The 16859-nt window shown below is 65.0% G+C and carries 13 protein-coding genes; 3 read left to right on the forward strand and 10 right to left on the reverse strand.

Annotation, left to right across the window (positions count from 1 at the left end; genetic code table 11):
- Positions 1-645 (reverse strand): flagellin N-terminal helical domain-containing protein (locus ACIPUD_RS34655; RefSeq protein WP_446482440.1); only part of this gene is annotated, 645 nt, incomplete at its 3' end.
- Positions 646-964: 319 nt separating this feature from the next.
- Between ACIPUD_RS34655 and flbT the strand changes: the two genes are divergently transcribed.
- Positions 965-1402, forward strand: a complete 438-nt coding sequence (gene flbT / locus ACIPUD_RS34660; protein WP_085357252.1) for a flagellar biosynthesis repressor FlbT — start codon at positions 965-967, stop codon at positions 1400-1402.
- Positions 1403-1520: 118 nt separating this feature from the next.
- Here flbT and ACIPUD_RS34665 read toward each other — a convergent pair whose 3' ends face one another.
- From ACIPUD_RS34665 to ACIPUD_RS34705, 9 genes are all read right to left on the reverse strand, one after another.
- Positions 1521-3017, reverse strand: a complete 1497-nt coding sequence (locus tag ACIPUD_RS34665) for a pyridoxal phosphate-dependent decarboxylase family protein (protein WP_446482441.1) — start codon at positions 3015-3017, stop codon at positions 1521-1523.
- Positions 3014-4267, reverse strand: a complete 1254-nt coding sequence (locus ACIPUD_RS34670) for an ATP-grasp domain-containing protein (RefSeq protein WP_446482442.1) — start codon at positions 4265-4267, stop codon at positions 3014-3016. The genes ACIPUD_RS34665 and ACIPUD_RS34670 overlap by 4 nt, the downstream gene beginning before the upstream one ends.
- A gap of 1 nt (position 4268) precedes the next feature.
- Complete coding sequence (locus tag ACIPUD_RS34675; RefSeq protein WP_446482443.1) at positions 4269-5918, reverse strand: hypothetical protein; 1650 nt, start codon at positions 5916-5918, stop codon at positions 4269-4271.
- Complete coding sequence (locus ACIPUD_RS34680; protein ID WP_085348252.1) at positions 5908-6690, reverse strand: hypothetical protein; 783 nt, start codon at positions 6688-6690, stop codon at positions 5908-5910. The genes ACIPUD_RS34675 and ACIPUD_RS34680 overlap by 11 nt, the downstream gene beginning before the upstream one ends.
- A gap of 71 nt (positions 6691-6761) precedes the next feature.
- Complete coding sequence (locus ACIPUD_RS34685) at positions 6762-9164, reverse strand: flagellar hook associated protein (protein WP_446482444.1); 2403 nt, start codon at positions 9162-9164, stop codon at positions 6762-6764.
- A 21-nt stretch (positions 9165-9185) separates the two neighbouring features.
- On the reverse strand, positions 9186-11069 hold the full coding sequence (gene flgK / locus ACIPUD_RS34690) for a flagellar hook-associated protein FlgK (RefSeq protein WP_446482445.1): 1884 nt from the start codon (positions 11067-11069) through the stop codon (positions 9186-9188).
- A 35-nt stretch (positions 11070-11104) separates the two neighbouring features.
- Positions 11105-13357, reverse strand: a complete 2253-nt coding sequence (locus tag ACIPUD_RS34695; RefSeq protein WP_204511751.1) for a flagellar hook-basal body complex protein — start codon at positions 13355-13357, stop codon at positions 11105-11107.
- A 178-nt stretch (positions 13358-13535) separates the two neighbouring features.
- On the reverse strand, positions 13536-14048 hold the full coding sequence (gene msrB / locus ACIPUD_RS34700; RefSeq protein WP_085357245.1) for a peptide-methionine (R)-S-oxide reductase MsrB: 513 nt from the start codon (positions 14046-14048) through the stop codon (positions 13536-13538).
- Positions 14049-14133: 85 nt separating this feature from the next.
- Positions 14134-15591 (reverse strand): NAD(P)/FAD-dependent oxidoreductase, encoded by a 1458-nt coding sequence (locus ACIPUD_RS34705; RefSeq protein ID WP_446482446.1) that lies wholly within the window; start codon positions 15589-15591, stop codon positions 14134-14136.
- A gap of 194 nt (positions 15592-15785) precedes the next feature.
- Between ACIPUD_RS34705 and ACIPUD_RS34710 the strand changes: the two genes are divergently transcribed.
- Both ACIPUD_RS34710 and ACIPUD_RS34715 read left to right on the forward strand, forming a co-directional pair.
- On the forward strand, positions 15786-16319 hold the full coding sequence (locus ACIPUD_RS34710) for a SixA phosphatase family protein (RefSeq protein WP_446482447.1): 534 nt from the start codon (positions 15786-15788) through the stop codon (positions 16317-16319).
- Between the two features lie 104 nt (positions 16320-16423).
- Positions 16424-16849, forward strand: a complete 426-nt coding sequence (locus ACIPUD_RS34715; RefSeq protein WP_007602088.1) for a universal stress protein — start codon at positions 16424-16426, stop codon at positions 16847-16849.
- Positions 16850-16859: the final 10 nt, after the last annotated feature.

Genomic DNA, 16859 nt, shown 5'->3' on the forward strand with positions numbered 1-16859 from the left:
AAACGTGATGGTCTTGCCGTTGACGGTGACCGTGTCGCCGTCAGCCGGCTGGGCGGTGCCGACCAGGCCGGTCGCCGTCGCCGCACCGCTCGCGATCAGGGTGATGCCAGCGGAGAGAGCCGTCGTGCCGTCACCAGCCGTTGCAGTCGCACCGGTGTTGACGCCCTGGGTCGCGCCCAGGGTGATCGCCGAGGTCGCCGCGTGCGTGCCGCCCGCCGTGCCGTCATACAGCACGTTGCTGAGCGCGGTGGCGCTTGCATAGGAAGTCGTGCCGCGCAGGTCGGACGCCGTCGCGCCCGAGATCGTGGCCGAGACGTTGGACTTGGTGGAGTAACCGACGGTGGTCTGCAGCGCCTGGTTGGCGATCGACTTCGCGCTGTCGATCAGCTTCTGCAGCGAGGTGATGCCGGTGTTGGCAGCCTGCAGCACCTGCACGCCGTTGGCGATACCGTCGAGCAGATTGTTGATGTCGCTGGCGCGGTTGTCGAGCGACTGGGCGGTGAAGAAGTTGGTCGGGCTGTCCAGAGCCGAGTTGACGCTCTTGCCGGTCGACAGACGGTTCTGCGTGGTGGCGAGAAGATCAGCGGTGGACTGGAGGGAGAGCAGGTTCTGACGAACCGAGGAGGAGAGAACGATACCGGACATTGGGTGTTACCTTTCTGGTAAACGACGCTTACTGTTACGCGTCTGCTTGGATCGAGCATGATCCAGCGACCGGCGGACCGTGGCGCCGAGAATCTAACGAAGCATGAAATGAAACCGGCGCTTTCGCTGAGTCGCGGCATGATTCGAAGGGGCAAACGGCTTCTGCCGCTCCGGCGCCGCATAGTTCGGCGTTGAAATGATTGGGGTTTTTCGTCCCCAGACCCGAGATTTACAACTCGTTAACTAGTCTTGATGGAGTATTGCGCCCTGATCCGCCGCAACACACGCTCGGTTACGAAAGCGTTGATGGAGAACAGGCATGGCCCTCAAGGTCGAGCTCAGACCGCACGAACGCATCATCGTCGGTAACTGCGTGATAACCAACACTGAACAGCGCGCCCGCCTTCTGATCGACGGCGACAACGTGCCGATCCTGCGCGAGCGCGACATTCTCACGCCGGAGACCGCCGATACGCCCGCCAAGCTCGTCTATCTGGCCGTCCAGCTCATGTACATCTCGCCGGATCCGCAGAGCCAGCACGGCACCTATTTCAACCTGGTGCGCGACATCGTCACGGCGGTGCCGAGCGCCTGGCCTATCATCGAGGACATCAACAACCACATCATGAGCGGCGACCTCTACCGGGCGCTGAAAGACGCCCGCAAGCTGATCGCCTATGAAGACAAGCTGCGTGAGCAGTTCGAGGCCACCCATCCCAAGGATGAGGTCAAGGAAGACGTCAGCTCGGCCGCCTGAGCGCTTCACGCATTGCAAACAAAAACGCCCCGAACCTGGTTCGGGGCGTTTTTCGTTCAACCGCTTTCAAGCGAAGGTACCGCTTCGCTTGAAGAAACCGCATCAAAAAAACCTGATGTCACTGCGCCACAAGCGGCGGCGCCTCGACCTCGATCACGCCGCCGCTGCGCCGTCCGCCGAACTCCAGCACGGCCGCGACCAGCGCATCGATATCCATCTCCGCGGTGCGGTGGTTGACGATCGCGGCACGGATCGCGAACCTGCCATCCAGCGTCGTGCTCGACGGCGCCGCGATGCCGGACTCCTGGATGTCGGCGACAATCTCGCGATTGATCGCATCGCCGGCGCGGTAGCGGAAGCAGACGATGTTGAGGTTCACTGGCGCCAGCAATTCCAGTCGCGGGTCGGCCAGAACGCGCGTCTCCAGATATTTCGCCAGCGCACAGCTTCGCGCGATCACCGCACCGAGCCGATTTGTGCCGAACGTCTTCAACGTGAACCACGTCTTCAACGCACGGAAGCCGCGCGACAGATCGGGGCCGAGATCGCAGGGCCAGATTGCGCCGGCCGCAAGCCCCCTCGCCTCGCGACGCAGATAGGCCGCGGGCTGCGCAAAGGCGTGCCGATGCTGCTCGCCGTCGCGCACCAGCAGGAAGCCGGCGTCATAAGGCACCTGTCCCCATTTGTGGAAGTCGAGCGCAATGGAGTCCGCAAGCTCGATGCCGCCGAGCAGCGGCGCAAGCTCGGGCGACAGAATCGCGAGCGCACCGAACGCCCCGTCGACGTGAAACCAAAGTCCCTCCTCGCGGCACAGCGCGGCGACGGCCTTGAGGTCGTCGATCGCGCCGACATCGACCGAGCCGGCGGAGGCGACGACGAGGAACGGTTTGAAGCCGACCTCGCGATCGGTAGCGATCTGCGCACGGAGCGCGGCAACGTCGATGCGATGATCCGCGTCGACCCCGATCTTGCGAAGGGCGTCGGTCCCAAATCCCGCGATATCCATCGCCCGCGATATGCAGCCATGCGCGGCCCGCGAAGTATAAGCCGTAAGCAGCGCGCCATCGTTGCCGATGCCGTACTGCCGCGCCAGCGCGCCGAGCGCAGCGGTGCGCGCGACCAGCACCGCCATCAGATTGGCCATCGACGTGCCCGTGACGAAGATGCCGCTCGCGCTCTCGGGAAACGCGAACAGGCGGCGCATCCAGTCGACGATCTGGCGCTCGACCTCGATCGGCATGTGGTCGCGCCCGCCGAGATTGGCGTTGAGGCCCGCGGCGAGCATCTCGGCGATCATGCCGACGGCCGTGCCGCCGCCATGCACCCAGCCCATGAAACCCGGATGAACATTGCCGGTCGCATAAGGCGCGACATACTCGGCGAATTCGCGGTAGACATCGGCGAGATCGCTGGCATCGCGCGGCACGTCCGTCCTGAATGCCGCACGGACCTCGTCGGGGATCGGCTGCCACACCGGGCGCGCGCGAATATTGGCGATGCCGTCGATCGTCTCGTCCAGCATGCGATGGGCGAGCGCGCGGAAATCGCTCCAGTCCTGCGGATCGAGCGAGGTGTGCGTGACGGAGCTTTGCGTGTTGCGGATGAGCTCGTTCATGCCGCACTCTCTTCTCTGGCCTGTGCATGCCGCGACAGCATCGCCGTGAATGCCGCAAAGATCTTGCGCATCTGCGGCGGCTTGTACGGAAACACGGCCGGCGGATCCATGTTGTGCACGACGGCGGTATTGTCGGCTTCGAAGACCAGCAGCTCGCGGTTCTGGTTCTCGGCGCAATCGACGATGAAGTAATCGAGGCCGACGCGCCTGCTCATCTCGTCGAGCGCGATTTTGTGGCGCGCGGCGAAAGCATGGTCGAAGTCGAGCATGAAGACGGCTTCCTCGGCCCGCTTCTCTTCGCTGAACGCCATGAAGGCGTTGAGATACCAGATGTCCCAGCGATCGGCGATTGCCATGTGGCACGCATAGGCTTTGCCGTCGACCATCGCGAGACGATATTTGCGGTAGAGCCCGTCCGGACTCGCATAGTCGACGAAACGTGCGACGAAGAAGTCCTGCTCTTGTCGCTCGGCGAGATAGGCCGCGAGTGCTCCAGCATCGTCGAGTTTCGCGAGACCGACGCCGGCATGCGTGCCGCGCGGCCGCACGATCATTGGAAAGCGCAGTTCGCCCGTGATCTCCTCGCAAACGATCCTGCCTTGCGAAAGATCCGACAATTGCGCACGCGTCGTGGGGGCGGTCACGGGAATGTCGAGGCCGGGCACGCCCGTCAACAGACGATACAGCTTGTCGCGATCGAGATTGCCAATGAGATCGGGACGATTGAGCAGCGGCTTCGGCCAGTGCGGCGCGGCCTTCTCGATCAGCGCGAGCGCCTCCCGGCACTCCTCGGAATCGGATGCGATCACGATGGCGACGTCGTGCTCGGGCAGAGTCTCCGGCAGGCCGATGCCCTTGACAACGTAGAGCGTCAACAGCTCGATGTCGGAATCTTCAAGCAGGAAGTCGATCGGCGTGTTGCCGCCCATGTCGATATCGGCGGCGAGCGCGAGCACGCGCAGGCGGGGTTTTGGAGCCGCGCAAGGCGTACGAAACAATTGGTGGAAGGAGAGCACCTCGGTCTGGATCACCAGCCCAGCCTCCTTCTCGCCGAGAAGCTGGGCAATCAGCGAGAGATCGAGGCCTTCGCCGGCCTCCGCCGTTCCCTCCTCGATCCGCGCCAGCAGCCGCTCGCGCAACGGATGCAGGTCACCGCCCTCGAAGGCGCGGCGCGTCAACTGCGCAAAGCCGATGCGGTCGGCATAGGTCGGCGCGGTCACGCCGCTCGGCGCGGAAACTGGATGTTGCATCTCACACCTCGAACGCGGACTTTGCCGGCACGGCCGCAACCGCGCCACGGTCAAGCAGCAGCTCGATCTTCACCAGCACATGGGCGATGCGATCGAGAACGTGCTGCACATTGCGTTGCGCCTGCATTGTATCCGGCGACCATGCCTCGGTCACCAATCGTGCGCCGACGCAGAGGCGCAACACGGCCTGCGGCGCACCGTCCTGCCGCTCCAGTCGGACCGGCTGGCCGACGAGACAGCGCTGGGCGGCCACTTGCCGGTCTGCCGCGCTGCCGCTGATCTCCTCGGCCATGTCGCACGCCAGCGCCCGATGCACGGCGCTGGTCTCGGCGAGCGAGACCGGCTTGCCGCCGCGCAGCAGCGTGAACGGAAAGATCGTGGCTTGCACGAACTCCTCGTCGTCCGCGCCGGACTTCTCGATCGCGGTGGGAACGGCACGAAGCGACGGCGACAACGCGATCATGCTGTCGGTGCCGGCTGCAAGCTCGGCCAGCATCCTGGCGCGGAAAGCCCCGGGCACGGCGTAGTAGCTGCCGATCTCGGCCAGCGCGGCCTCCCAGCGCAGCCATTGACCGAAATTCGGCCGGCGCTCGAACCGCGAGCGCAGCATCGTCCACGCCACCGGCCAGTCGCAGCGGCCGGCATAATCGAAGATGCCAGGCGCGATCCCGCCCATCCGGTCGATCGACCGCGACAGGCCTTTCGGCAGCAGCAGCGCACCGCTGAAGGCCGGTCCGCCGAAAAATTTCGAGCCGGTGATCAGCACCATGTAACCACGGTCGAGATAGGCGCGCAGCCGCCGGCGACCGAGCCGCGCCTGACAGGCATCGACGACAATTTGAACCTTGCGCGGCCAGCGCCGCGCGATCTCGTCGAGACACGCCTCGCTTGGGGCACGCCAACCGAGTTTTGACGAATCCATGATCTGCAACAAAACGCGCCGGCCTTGCGCGAGGCTGGTCTCGACCGCATGCAGCACCGCGGCATCGGCATCGGTGCGCATCGCAATGCCGGCCGCCATGTCGATCAGCGGCACCGCGATGCTGTCGCCGGCCAGCCCCGTCACCGCGCCGTCCTTGCGCACGGCCATGCCGCCTGCCGTCATCGTGCTGAAATGGTGGCCGCGTGCGGTATGCGGCGTCCCGCTTCCGGTCTGGTCGGCGCCGACCACGATCGTCACCGGCGCCGCGCCGAGCACCGCGCGGGCCACGAACAGGGCGTGAAGCTGGGAGTCCGTGCCGGACGGCGAGAACACGACGCCGATGCGCGACGAGAGCGCAAGGTGGCCGCGCAGCTCCTCGCGCATGTCCTCGCAGCGGGCGTCGAAGGCGATTTCGACCTCGTCGAACAGGCACTTGTGCATCAGCTCTTCGCGCGCCAGCGCGGCGCGGTCGTAGGCCATCTGCGAGATCGTCGATGCGGTCGCGGAGGCGAAATTCCAGAGCTCCGGCTCCGGCGAAGCCGCGCAGCCGTAGGCGTTGACACGGTCGTTCGGATCGAGCGCCAGCCGCGGATCTCCGCCGGAGGCGAGCAGCGTATCCAGTGGTGTGAAGAGATCGCGCAGGCGATAGCGCGAGCCGCCGACGGACGCGCGCTCGCTGGCTGACAGACGGGATGCGCCGGCGCTCATCCCGAAAGGCTCACGCCGCATCGGCCGCCGCCGCGGGCGCCGGTGCGAATTGCGAGGTGATGTCGCCGTGGAACACCGACGGTCCGACGTGATCGAGCGAGCTCTCGATGTCGGCCCAGATCTCACCGCCGATATCAGTCCAGCGCTTGCAGAAGGCGAAGTCCTCGGACAGATAGGTGCCGGTCGCCGCATCGATCATGCATTCGAACAAGGCAAACCGGTTGTGGCTCGCCGCCAGCGTATCGTGCGAATGCTCGTGGAAGAATTGCAGGGCCGCGTAGTCCGGATGGCGGCACATCGCCTCCAGCACAGAGCGCCGGATCATCAGGAAGCCGGTGCCGGCGTAGCGCACGCGGGTGAAGCCGTTCACTACCACGATGCGGTCGGGGTCCTCGATCTCGAGCACGTAGTCGAGCGATGCGGCCGGCACGTCGGCGCGGCCGGACTGGATCGCCCGCGCGGCCTTGTCCCAGTTGATCCGCTTGATTGGATAACAGCCGGCGACGACGTCCGCGCCGCACTCGATCAGCCGGAACACCTGCTCCGGCTTGAAGCCGATGTCGGCATCGATGAAGAGGAAGTGCGTCGCTTCGGGATCGTCCAGGAACATCGCGGCCAGATTGGCCCGCGCGCGCGTGATCAGCGCATCGCCGTCGCGCAGCAGCACCTTGAGCTCGAGATTGGCCATGCCGTGCACGGCGCGCTGGAGCGCGAAGATCGAGCTCGCATAGATGCTCGTCACCTGCCCGCCGAAACATGGCGTGGCCACCACCAGTTTCATCTTCTCCGACATCGTCAGCTCCGCCCCGCTGCAATCCTCACCAAGAGGTAAAGAGGCATGGTTAACGGCGCCTTAACGCCCGCTTACAGGAACTTGACGAGCGAGAGCTGCGCGAGGTTCGAGGTCACCTGGTAGGACGCCTGGAGCGCATTCTGGAGCGACAGGATCTCGCTCGCGACCTGGTCCGGCGAGGCTGATTCCGCCTGGTCGATGATGGTCTGGAGCTGCGCCTTGGCCTGGGTCTGGCGCGTGCCTGCGTCCTTCATGGTGTTCTGGGCCATCGCGATGTCGGTCTGGATGTCCTCGATGCGCTGCTGGCCTGGCTGCTTCGTCAGGGCCTGTGTCACCCGCAGACTCAGCGCGGCGACCTGCCCGCCCGAATACTGCCCGGTCGGTGAGGTCGAGAACGTCCCGAACACGGCGACCGCCTGCAGCTCCTTGCGGATCGCGTCCTCGTTCGCCTGCGCGCCATACTGCACCGTGACGGAATCGTCGACCCGGGCCATCGCGGTGGAGCGCGGCGAGCCGGGGCCGTCATTGCCCAGGTACCATTGCACGGTGGTGGCCGAGCCGTTCACCAGCGTCGTCGCCGAGCCGAGGGGCGACGAGCCGACGCGCAGCGGAGCCTTTGCCGCCGTGACCGGGGAGATCGTGAAGCCGAGCGCCGCGAACGCCGTGCTGTTCGAGCTCGTGATGTTGAGGCTCCCGGGATCGTCCGTGTTGATCGTGATCACGCCGCCATGGATCGTCGACGGCTTCGTGGTGCCGGTGATCTGATCGATCTTGCCAAGCAGAGTTGTGATGTTGTCGGTGATGTTGATCTGGTTTGGGCCGCTGGCGCCCGAGGGGACAAAAGTCAGCGTCTGACCGTTCACCGTGATCGTATCGGGATTAACGGCAGGCGGACCCGCCGACCCCGCCTGGAACGCCGCTGAGAGGACTTCCGGGCCGCCCGTAGTCGCAATGCCGCTCAGCACAGTTGAACCGGTGATCTGAGGCGTCGACGCCACGCTGCCGCGCGTCACGCTGCTGAGACCGAGCGCCGTGGCCGCCGCGCCGCCGGTGACCGCCACATCCGTGCCGGTGCCGGTCGCGATCTGGATATTGCCGCCGGCGCTCAGAGTTACGTTGGCGGCGGGGATGCCGGCGGCCGTCGCGATCGCATTCAAGATATCAGACACCTTCGCGGCGCTGCCCGAAGCCAGTCCGATAGTGGTATTGCCGCTGGCCGTTGTGGTGACGGTAGTGACGGTAGGGTCGAAGGTGATCGTGTGGGCGCCGCTCGCGCCGGTGATGGTCAGTGTGGTACCGGTCGGAGCGTTGGCGAGCGCGTTGAGAATGGTCCCGTTGAGATGGGGTGTCGCCGAAGAATCGAGCGACGTGGTCGTAGACGCAATCGCCAATGCGCTGTCCTGCAACGCGACCGAGCCCGTCCCGGTCGTCGAGGTATAGGAGCGCAGATTGCCGGTGGCCGCCACATTCGCCGTGGCGGATCCCGCCGTATTGAAGAAATTGTCACCGGCCGTGATAGCGGACGCCGCCACCAGCGAGGTGCCGGCGAGCTTCTTGATCGCGGTATTCAGCGCGGTGTTGAGGTTCGTCGCCGTGATGTTCGGGTCCGGAGGAACGACCGGAACGACATTGGGGTTACCGGGATCGATCGCAAAGCTGCCGACAGGTGTCGGCGTCGCGGTGGACGCCGTCAGGTCGATCTGCTCGGTCGAGCCATCGGGCAGCGTGAACTGCACGCTGAGCTTGTCGCCATTTTTCGGATTGACGCCGTTGAGGTCGACCGAGAACGACACCGGCGAGCCGCTCGGGCCGGTGACCGTCGCGCCGGTCAGCGTCGAGGAGACCGCGGCGATCTTCAGGCCGAATGGCGATGCCGCGAAGTCCTCGGACACCTTCACCGAGCTCGGCGTCGGCTGTGGCGTCGTCAGCACCAGCCGGCCCATGCCGTTGGCGCCGAGGTCGGCGGCCTGACGCTCCGCCATGACGGTCTTGAAGCCCGCCTGCGTCGTGGTGCCGTTGATGATGTCGCCGGCATTCGCGACCGACGGCGTGTTGAAGGCGGTTCCGGAGAACAGATAGCGGTTGCCGGACTGCGTGTTGAGAACGCCGACCATCGAGCCGAATTGCGCAGCCGCAGTGTTCTGCGCAACCGTCTGGCCGTTGACGTTGAGATCCTGCGCGGTGTTGGCCGAGCCCGTCTGCACCGTGTTGCGGATCGTGGTCAGCGACTGCAACGCAGTATTGGCGAGGTTGATGCTGACGTTGACATTGGTCATCGTGTCGGTATAGGCGGCGATGTTGGAGAGCTGCGCGCGCCCGGCGATCGCAAAGCCCTCGTTGGTGCCCATCCCGGAATAGTTCTGCGACAGCTTGCCGGTCGAGAGCTGCGTCGAGAGGTCGGTGAGCTGCTGGTTGATGTTGCGGATCTGCGAGCCGAGAACCGACGAAGAGTAGTTGATGCTGCTGATCGACATGTTTCAGAGCCCTGTTACTTGTTACACTTGAGCCTGGAGCAGCGTATTCATCATGCTCTGCACCACCGACATGACATGGGCGTTGGCGGCATAGGCATTCTGGAGCTGGATCAGGTTCGACATCTCCGAGTCCAGGTTGACGCTGGCGGTCGAGTTGAACTTGGCCTGCAGAGTCGAGACCACGACGCTCTGGCCCTGCTGGAGCTGGGTCGCCTGGGTCGCGGCATTGCCCTGAACGCTCAGGAACTGCTGGAGGTAGTTCGAGACGCTGCCGGTGAAGGGCTGGCTCGCCGAGCCCAGACCGGATTGCGGCGAATAGGAGAACACCGCCGAGGTGAGCTGCGAATAGAGATAGTCCGAGCGCGTGGTGTCGCCGGTGGGCGTCACCGGCGAGGTGTTGTAGACCGACAGCCTGGTCGAGTCGGTGGTGAGCTGCGTGTTCACGGCGATGCGTCCGGCAAGGCCGGTCATCTGCGAGCCCGATGCCGTGATCGCACCGGTGTAGAGCGCCTGCCCGCCATCGGTGAACAGCGGCAGTTGCGGATTGCCCGAGGTCAGCGACGAGATCGTCTTGGTGATCGAGGCCGAATTGACCTTGGCGAGGCCGCTGTTGTCGTCGGTAACCCGCAATGTGGTCGCCGTTGCCGGCGACGGGGCGGCGGCGAACGACAGATGCGAGCCGTTAAGCGCGGTGTTGAGCGCCGAGGCGATCGCGCCCATGCCGCCGGAGAAGTTCACCCCGATCTGCATCGGATTGGCGTTGGTGGGGTTCTGGAGCGGCAGCGCCGCCGGATCGGTCACGTTGACCAGCGTGACCTGCCGCTTGGTATTGGTGGTCGTGTCGGTGTAGGTGAAGTTGACGCTGTTGCCCGGCGCCGCCCCGGCAAGGTCGAGATCGAAGCCGGCCGGCGGGCCGGTGACCGTGCTGCCGGCCGTGGTCTTGTCCGACAACGCGCTCGACATCGTCGCGGCGAACTGGTCGATCTGGTTCTGCGCCTGCACCAGCGTCTGGTCGCGCAGCTTCAGATCGGCCGCGATCTGGCCCGAAGACACCACGTTGTTGGCGATGACGTCGACCGAGGATCCGTTCGGGAGCTTGATGTTGAACGCGCCGACGCCGGATTTGGCCGGATCGATGTTGTAGAGCGAAGTCGCCGACAGCGCGCCGGCGGACGCAAAGGTGAATTGCGACGCCAGCCCGGCGCCGACCAGCTGGATGCCGGTGGTCGTGTAGATGTTGGCCTGATTGGACCCGTCGGTGGTGACGTGGACGTCGACATATTTCGACAGCGTGTTGATGGCCTGGTCGCGCTGGTCCATCAATGTCGCAGCAGAGGGGTCGTGTTCCGACAGGCCCTGGAGCCGGGAGTTGATGTCGGCGACCTGCTGCATCGCCGCGTTGGCAGCTAGCGCCGAGGTGCTGAGATCCTGCTCGACGTTGGAGCGCAGCGACTGGATGCCCTTGGTGGTGAGGTTGAGCTGCTGCGCCAGCGTCTGCGCGGCGCCGAGCGCAACCGTTTGCGCCGACGACGAGCCCACGTTGGTCGACAGCGCCTGCAGCGCCGTGGTGAAACTGTTCAGCGCGGTTTCGAGCGTACCGCTGTTGCCGGGCGTGCCATAGACATTCTGAAGCTGCTTCAGGATGTTGGCCATCTGGTCGGCGTAGCCGCTGCCGCCGGTCTCGGTGCGCAGCTGTTTCTGCACATAGGTGTCGAGTTCGCGGCTGACGCCGGTCGTCGTCACCGTCGAACCGAAGTCGCCGGTGGTGACCTCGATCTGGTTCGGCGTCTGGACGACGTAACCCGGCGTCTGCGAGTTGGCGACGTTCGACGAAACGATCGAGAGTGCAGCCTGATTGGCACGCAGACCGCTCATCGCACTGGCGAGGGCTGAACTCAAACCCATGTTGGCTTGCCGCCTTTGGTTACGTCACGCCCCAATCAGCGCAACACGTTCAAAAGATCCTGAACCATCGTATTCGCCGTCGTGATCACCTTGGTGTTGGCCGAATAGGCCTGTTGGGTCACGATCAGCTTGGTGAATTCATCGGCGATGTCGGTGTTCGAGCCTTCCAGCGACGAGCCGCTGATCGAACCGGAAGCACCGTCGATGGCAGGGCCCGACTGTTCAGTCGCGGCGTAGGCGCCGCCGTCCTGCGCCTTCAGGTAGTTGGTGCCGTTAAAATGCGACAACGAGACCTGTGCGAGGTCGAGGTTCTGACCGTTGGAGAAGGTGCCGACCACGAGGCCGTTATTGTTGACGGCGACCGAGCGAAGCTGACCGGCGGCATAGCCGTTCTGGGTGATGGTGTTGATGGTGACCGCGCCGCTGGTGCTGGCATATTGGGTCAGTCCGCCTGAGGAGATGTTGAAGGAGACCGAGCCCAGCGACTGGCCGCTGACGCTGACATTGTTGATGGTGATACCCGAGCCGCTCGGGGAGGTCAGCGAGCCGTCGGCGGCAAAGGTGAAGGCCTGGCCGGTATTGACCCAGCCGACCGTCGTGCCGGTCGCATTCGGGTCAGTCTGGTAGAACATGTTCCAGGTATCGGCATGGCCGGCGCCGAGCGAGGCACTGTCGGTCTTGGCCCAACGCAATTGCAGGTTCACCGGCGTGCCGGCCGCGTTGTAGGCGGTCACCGCGCCACCGCTGATCGATTCCTTGGTGAAGGTCGCGATGTCATTGCCGATCACGCCGCCGGTGCCGGCAACGCCACCACCGTCACGATTCTTGGTGATGGTCGAGGTGAACCCGAGCGCGGCGAAGGCGGCGCTGTTGGAGCTCGCCACCGAAAGGTTGGAAGCTGTGCCGGTGTTCAGCGTGATCACGCCGCCACTGCTGACCGACGACCCCGTTGCACCGGAGAGAGCGTCGATCTTGCCGAGCAGCATCGTGATGTTGTCGGTGACGTTGATTTGGTTCGGGCCTGACGCGCCGGCGGCCACGAAGGTCAGCGGCTGACCATTGACCGTGATCACGTCGCCGGCGGAGAAGCCCGATGTGATCACCTCGGCGCCGCCGGCCGCTGCTGCGCCGCTCAGCACCGTGGCACCCGAGATCGCGGGCGAGGACAGCACGTTGCCGCCGCGCGTCACGCTGCTGATGCCGAGCGCCGTGGCCGCCTGGCCGCTACCAACCGGTACGTCGGTGCTCGTGCCGCTGGAGATCACGATGTTGCCGCTGGCGCTGAGCGATGCGGTAACGCCGGCGCCGCCGGCGGTCTGGATCGCGCTCAGGATGCTGGCCACGGTGGCCGTCGTGCCCGCGCCGAGACCGATCGTGGTGTTGCTGCCGACCGTCGTGACGGTGGTGCCGCCGTTGAACGTGACCGTGTTGCCGTTGATGTTGAGCACCTGGCCGCTAAGCGCGGTCAGGGTGGTGGAGGCGAGATGCGTACCCAGGGCGTTGTCGAGCGAAGTTGTGGTCGATGCGACCGCCGCAGAGTTGTTCTGGAGCGCCGTTGTGCCGGTCGCCGTGGTCGACGAGTACGGCGAGCGGACATTGCCGGTCGCGGCAGCGCCGGACGTCGTGGCGTTTGCATAGGGCGGAGGCGGCGTGCCGACCGGCAGCGGGTTGGCGGCGAAGTCCGACGGGTTCAGTCCGCCGGCGGCCAGCAGCGTCTTGGTTGCCGCCGTTGTGCTCGCCACGGTGTTCGGCTGGGTCGGCAAGTTCGCCGCGTATTGGATCGAGGTCGTCGCCTGCGCCGGGATGAAGTTGTTCTGGAATTTCAGGACCGTCGCAACGTTGCCTTGCGGGTTGCCGGTCTTCGGGTCGACCGTGACGCCCATCAGGTAATAGCCGGCTCCGTTGACCAGATTGCCGTTGGCATTGAGCTGGAAGTCGCCGCGCCGCGTGTAATAGGTGACGCCGCTGAACACCGGCGCATTGTCGACGACGCCCGTCGCCTTCTGGATCGAGAAGAAGCCGTCACCGGTGATCGCCATGTTGGTGGCGACGCTGGAGCCCGAGATTGTGCCCTGCGTGGTGATGGTGGCCTTGGCGTTGGCGGTCACGCCGCCCGCGACCTGCTTGCTCGGGACCGAGGAGTCGGGAATGAGATCGACGAAGCTGGTGCCGATGCCCTTGTAAGCGGTGGTGGATGAGTTCGCGATGTTGCCGGAAATGTTCTGCAGCGCGTAGGACTGCGCCTGCAGGCCACCCACCGAGGTGTTCATTGCATCGAAGATACCCATAACTTTGTCTCCAGATCCGATCTCGGCGGCCGGTCGACCATGGCCGCAGTCGGAGGAGACTGTCGCAAGGGCTATGCCAATGCGGGTTTTCTCATAAAATCAATGACTTAACGAAAAAGCCCCGGCCTGATGACCGGGGCACAATTGCCGGGACCGGCAACAATTGCCGGGACAAAAGCTAGGTTGCGGATGCAGCCGCGGGGTGGAAGACCAGCCCGAAACCGTCGATGCAGTAGCGCAATCCGGTCGGCTTCGGACCGTCGTCGAAGACGTGGCCGAGATGGCCGCCGCAGCGCCGGCAATGCACCTCGGTGCGGAGCATGCCAAAGGTGCGATCCTCGGTCTTGCCGACATTGCCCTCGATCGGCTGGTAGAAGCTCGGCCAGCCCGTGCCGCTCTCGAATTTGGTGTCCGAGGCGAACAGCGGCAGGTCGCAGCCGGCGCAGGCGAAGACGCCCTTGCGGTGCTCCTTGAGCAGCGGGCTGGAGCCCGGCCGCTCGGTACCCTCCTTGCGAAGGATCTCATATTGCTGCGGCGTGAGCTGCGCACGCCATTCGGCGTCGGTCTTCTCGATCTCGAATTTTTGCGCGGCTTTCTCTCCAGCCTCAGCCGGCGATGCTCTGAGCCAGCGAAAGGCCGCAAGGCCGAACAGGCCGGCGACAGTCGTCAACAGGATGCGGCGGTCAAACATCTCATTCTCCATGCGGGAGCGTCTACGCCCTGAGATACGGGCTCTAACCGTCGACGTTACACTTCCGGGCGGAGTTTTTCTCACCTTATCGCGAGGCGCTGTCGTCCTGCGGGACTGGTTCCACGGCTTCCGCCACAGGCTTCGGCGGTAGGGCCGGCCGGGGCCGAACCCCGGGCTGCGGACGGCGCGGACCGGTCCCGGCGGCCCGGTTGGCTTCGGCCAGCCGCGCCTCGCGTTCCCGGTCCTTGACCCTGGCACGCTCGCGATAGCGGGCCAGCGAGCCTGTGGCGGCGGAACTCGCCCTGCCCCAGATTCCGACCAGTTGCCCGGCAACCCGCCCCGTCGTTCCCCCCGCCCAGACCAGCTCGAACGGCGAGAACAGCTTCCAGCGCTCGTCGCCCCACAGGATGCTGCGGGCGATCATCTGCCCGGCCATGGCCGAGGTGTTCATGCCCTGGCGGCCGAAGCCGCTTGCGACCCACAGGCCTTTGCGCAACTGGCCGATCTGCGGCATCCCGTGCACGGTCTGGCCGGTGGCGCCGCCGAACATGTCGGTGATCTCGACATTGCCGAATTGAGGAAAGATCGACCGGATCCGCCGCCTGACGCTGCCTGCAAAGCGCTGCGGCCGTGCGGCCCAAGTGGTCTCCGGACTTTCCCACATCAGCCGGTCGCCATCGACGATCCGGAAATGGTCGACGCCGTCGGAATCCATCACCGATCCCTTGAAGCCGATGATCTCGTGCACGCGCTCGCCGAGCGGCGCGGTGATGCCGGCATAGCGCCAGACCGGCAGCAGCGTCTCCGACAGGCGCCGCAACGGCGCGCCGAGATGGATGTTGCCGGCGAGCACGATATGGGTGGCGCGCAGCCGCGCCGAGGGCGTGACGATGCGCTTGCGGATGCCGGAATGATCGATGCTGACGACCGGCGTGTCCTCGAAGATGCGGGCGCCTGCGCGCCGCGCCAGCGCCGCGAGGCCGTGCACATATTTGCGCCCGTCGACCTGGAACGCCTTCGGATAATACACGCCGTGGAAGTAGCGATCGGTCTTGAGTGCGGCGCGGACGCGATCGACCTGCCAGCCCTCGGCCTCGGTGTCGAAATCCTCGTTCAGCATCTGCAACCGGCTGATCAGCCGGTCGCCGGCATCGACGTTGGAGACCTCGAGCACGCCGTCGGTCGGGCCGATCCCGGGCATGTTCTCTTCGGTGGCGTTGGCCCGGACGAACTCGGCGCCCTCTTTCGACAGTGTCCACAATTCCCGCGCATCCTCGAAGCCGATGCGCTCGATCAGCTCGGCGAGCGGCAGCGCGAAGCCCGGCATCACGGTGCCGAGTTGATTGCCGGAAGCGTTCCAGCCGATGTGGCGGCCCTCGAGCACCGCGACGCTGGCCCCCAGCCGGGCCGCCTCGAGCGCAATGGAGAGCCCTGCAAGCCCCGCCCCGATCACGCAGATATCGGCGTCGAGATCAAACGACAGTCGCGCGCGTTCACGAAAGCCGGCTTCTTCCTGGGACACGCTTGTGAAAGTCTCGCTCATGCCGTTTCTTAGAGCATGATCCGGAAAAGTGTGCAGCGGTTTTCCGAAAAGATCATGCTCAAAACAAAAATTTAAAGCGCGATGGGGATTGTCCTAATCTCATCGCGCTTTAGAGGACTGTGCAGGCCCTTGTCACCTTGCCCTCAACCGGCACCTGTAGATTATTCTGGAACGCGTAACGATTCGAGAGTGCCATGCGCCGTTTGATGCTGCTGCGTCACGCCAAGACCGAGACTGACGCGCCGAGCGGCCGTGACCAGGACCGCCGGCTCGACGACCGCGGCCACAAGGATGCCGCCGAGATCGGCGACTGGATGGCCTCCCATCCCCCCTTTCCCGAGGCCGTACTGGTATCGCATGCCGTCCGGGCTCGGCAGACCTGGGACATTGCCTGGGAGACCATGAAGGACCGCGTCGCAGCGCCGCAGGTCGAGGTCCTGCCGGAACTCTACGCCGCCGATCCCGCCCACATCCTGGAATCCATTCGCACTGCAACCATTCCGGCTGATCCGAGGCAATTGCTGCTGGTCGGCCACAATCCGGGCATGCACGAGATCGCCCTGATGCTGACGGGCGGCGGCGATCCGGCCGCCGCCAAGGCGCTCGCCGACAACCTGCCCACGTCGGGGCTTGCGATCTTCGATTTTGACGTCAAGGATTGGGGTGACGTGGCTTACCGCCACGGTAGGCTGGTGCTGTTCGTCAGTCCAAGGCTGCTTCGAAGCTAAGGCTACTTCGAAGTTAAGGCTGCTTCGAAGCTAAGGCTGTTTCGATCGGGTTGATCGCGCGACGTGCCGGCAAGACGTCCTGACTGGAAGATTTGGAGGCGCAGATGTTCAAGTCGATCCTCGTGCCCATCGACCTCGCCGACACCGACCTGGCCAAGCCGGCGATCGCGACCGCCGCAACGCTGTCGCAGACCTGGAGCGGCGTGGTGCGCCTGCTCAACGTGCTGCCGATGACGCCGGTGATGCTGGCCGAATACGTGCCGGCCGATTTCGACGAGCAGCAGCGCCAGACCTCGGAAGAAGCCCTCGCCATCGTCGCACGCGAGTCCGGCATCGAGCCTTCCCGCATCTCCAGCGTGGTGCGCCAGGGCGGCATCTATCACGAGATCCTGGAAGAAGCCGTTCACATGAAGGCCGAGCTGATCGTGATGACCTCGCACCGGCCGGCGATGCGCACCTATTTCCTCGGCTCCAATGCCGGGCATGTCGTGCGCTACGCAAAATGCTCCGTGCTGGTGGTCAGGCACTGAGCTCGGAGCA

The organism is Bradyrhizobium sp. CAR08, assembly GCF_052871955.1.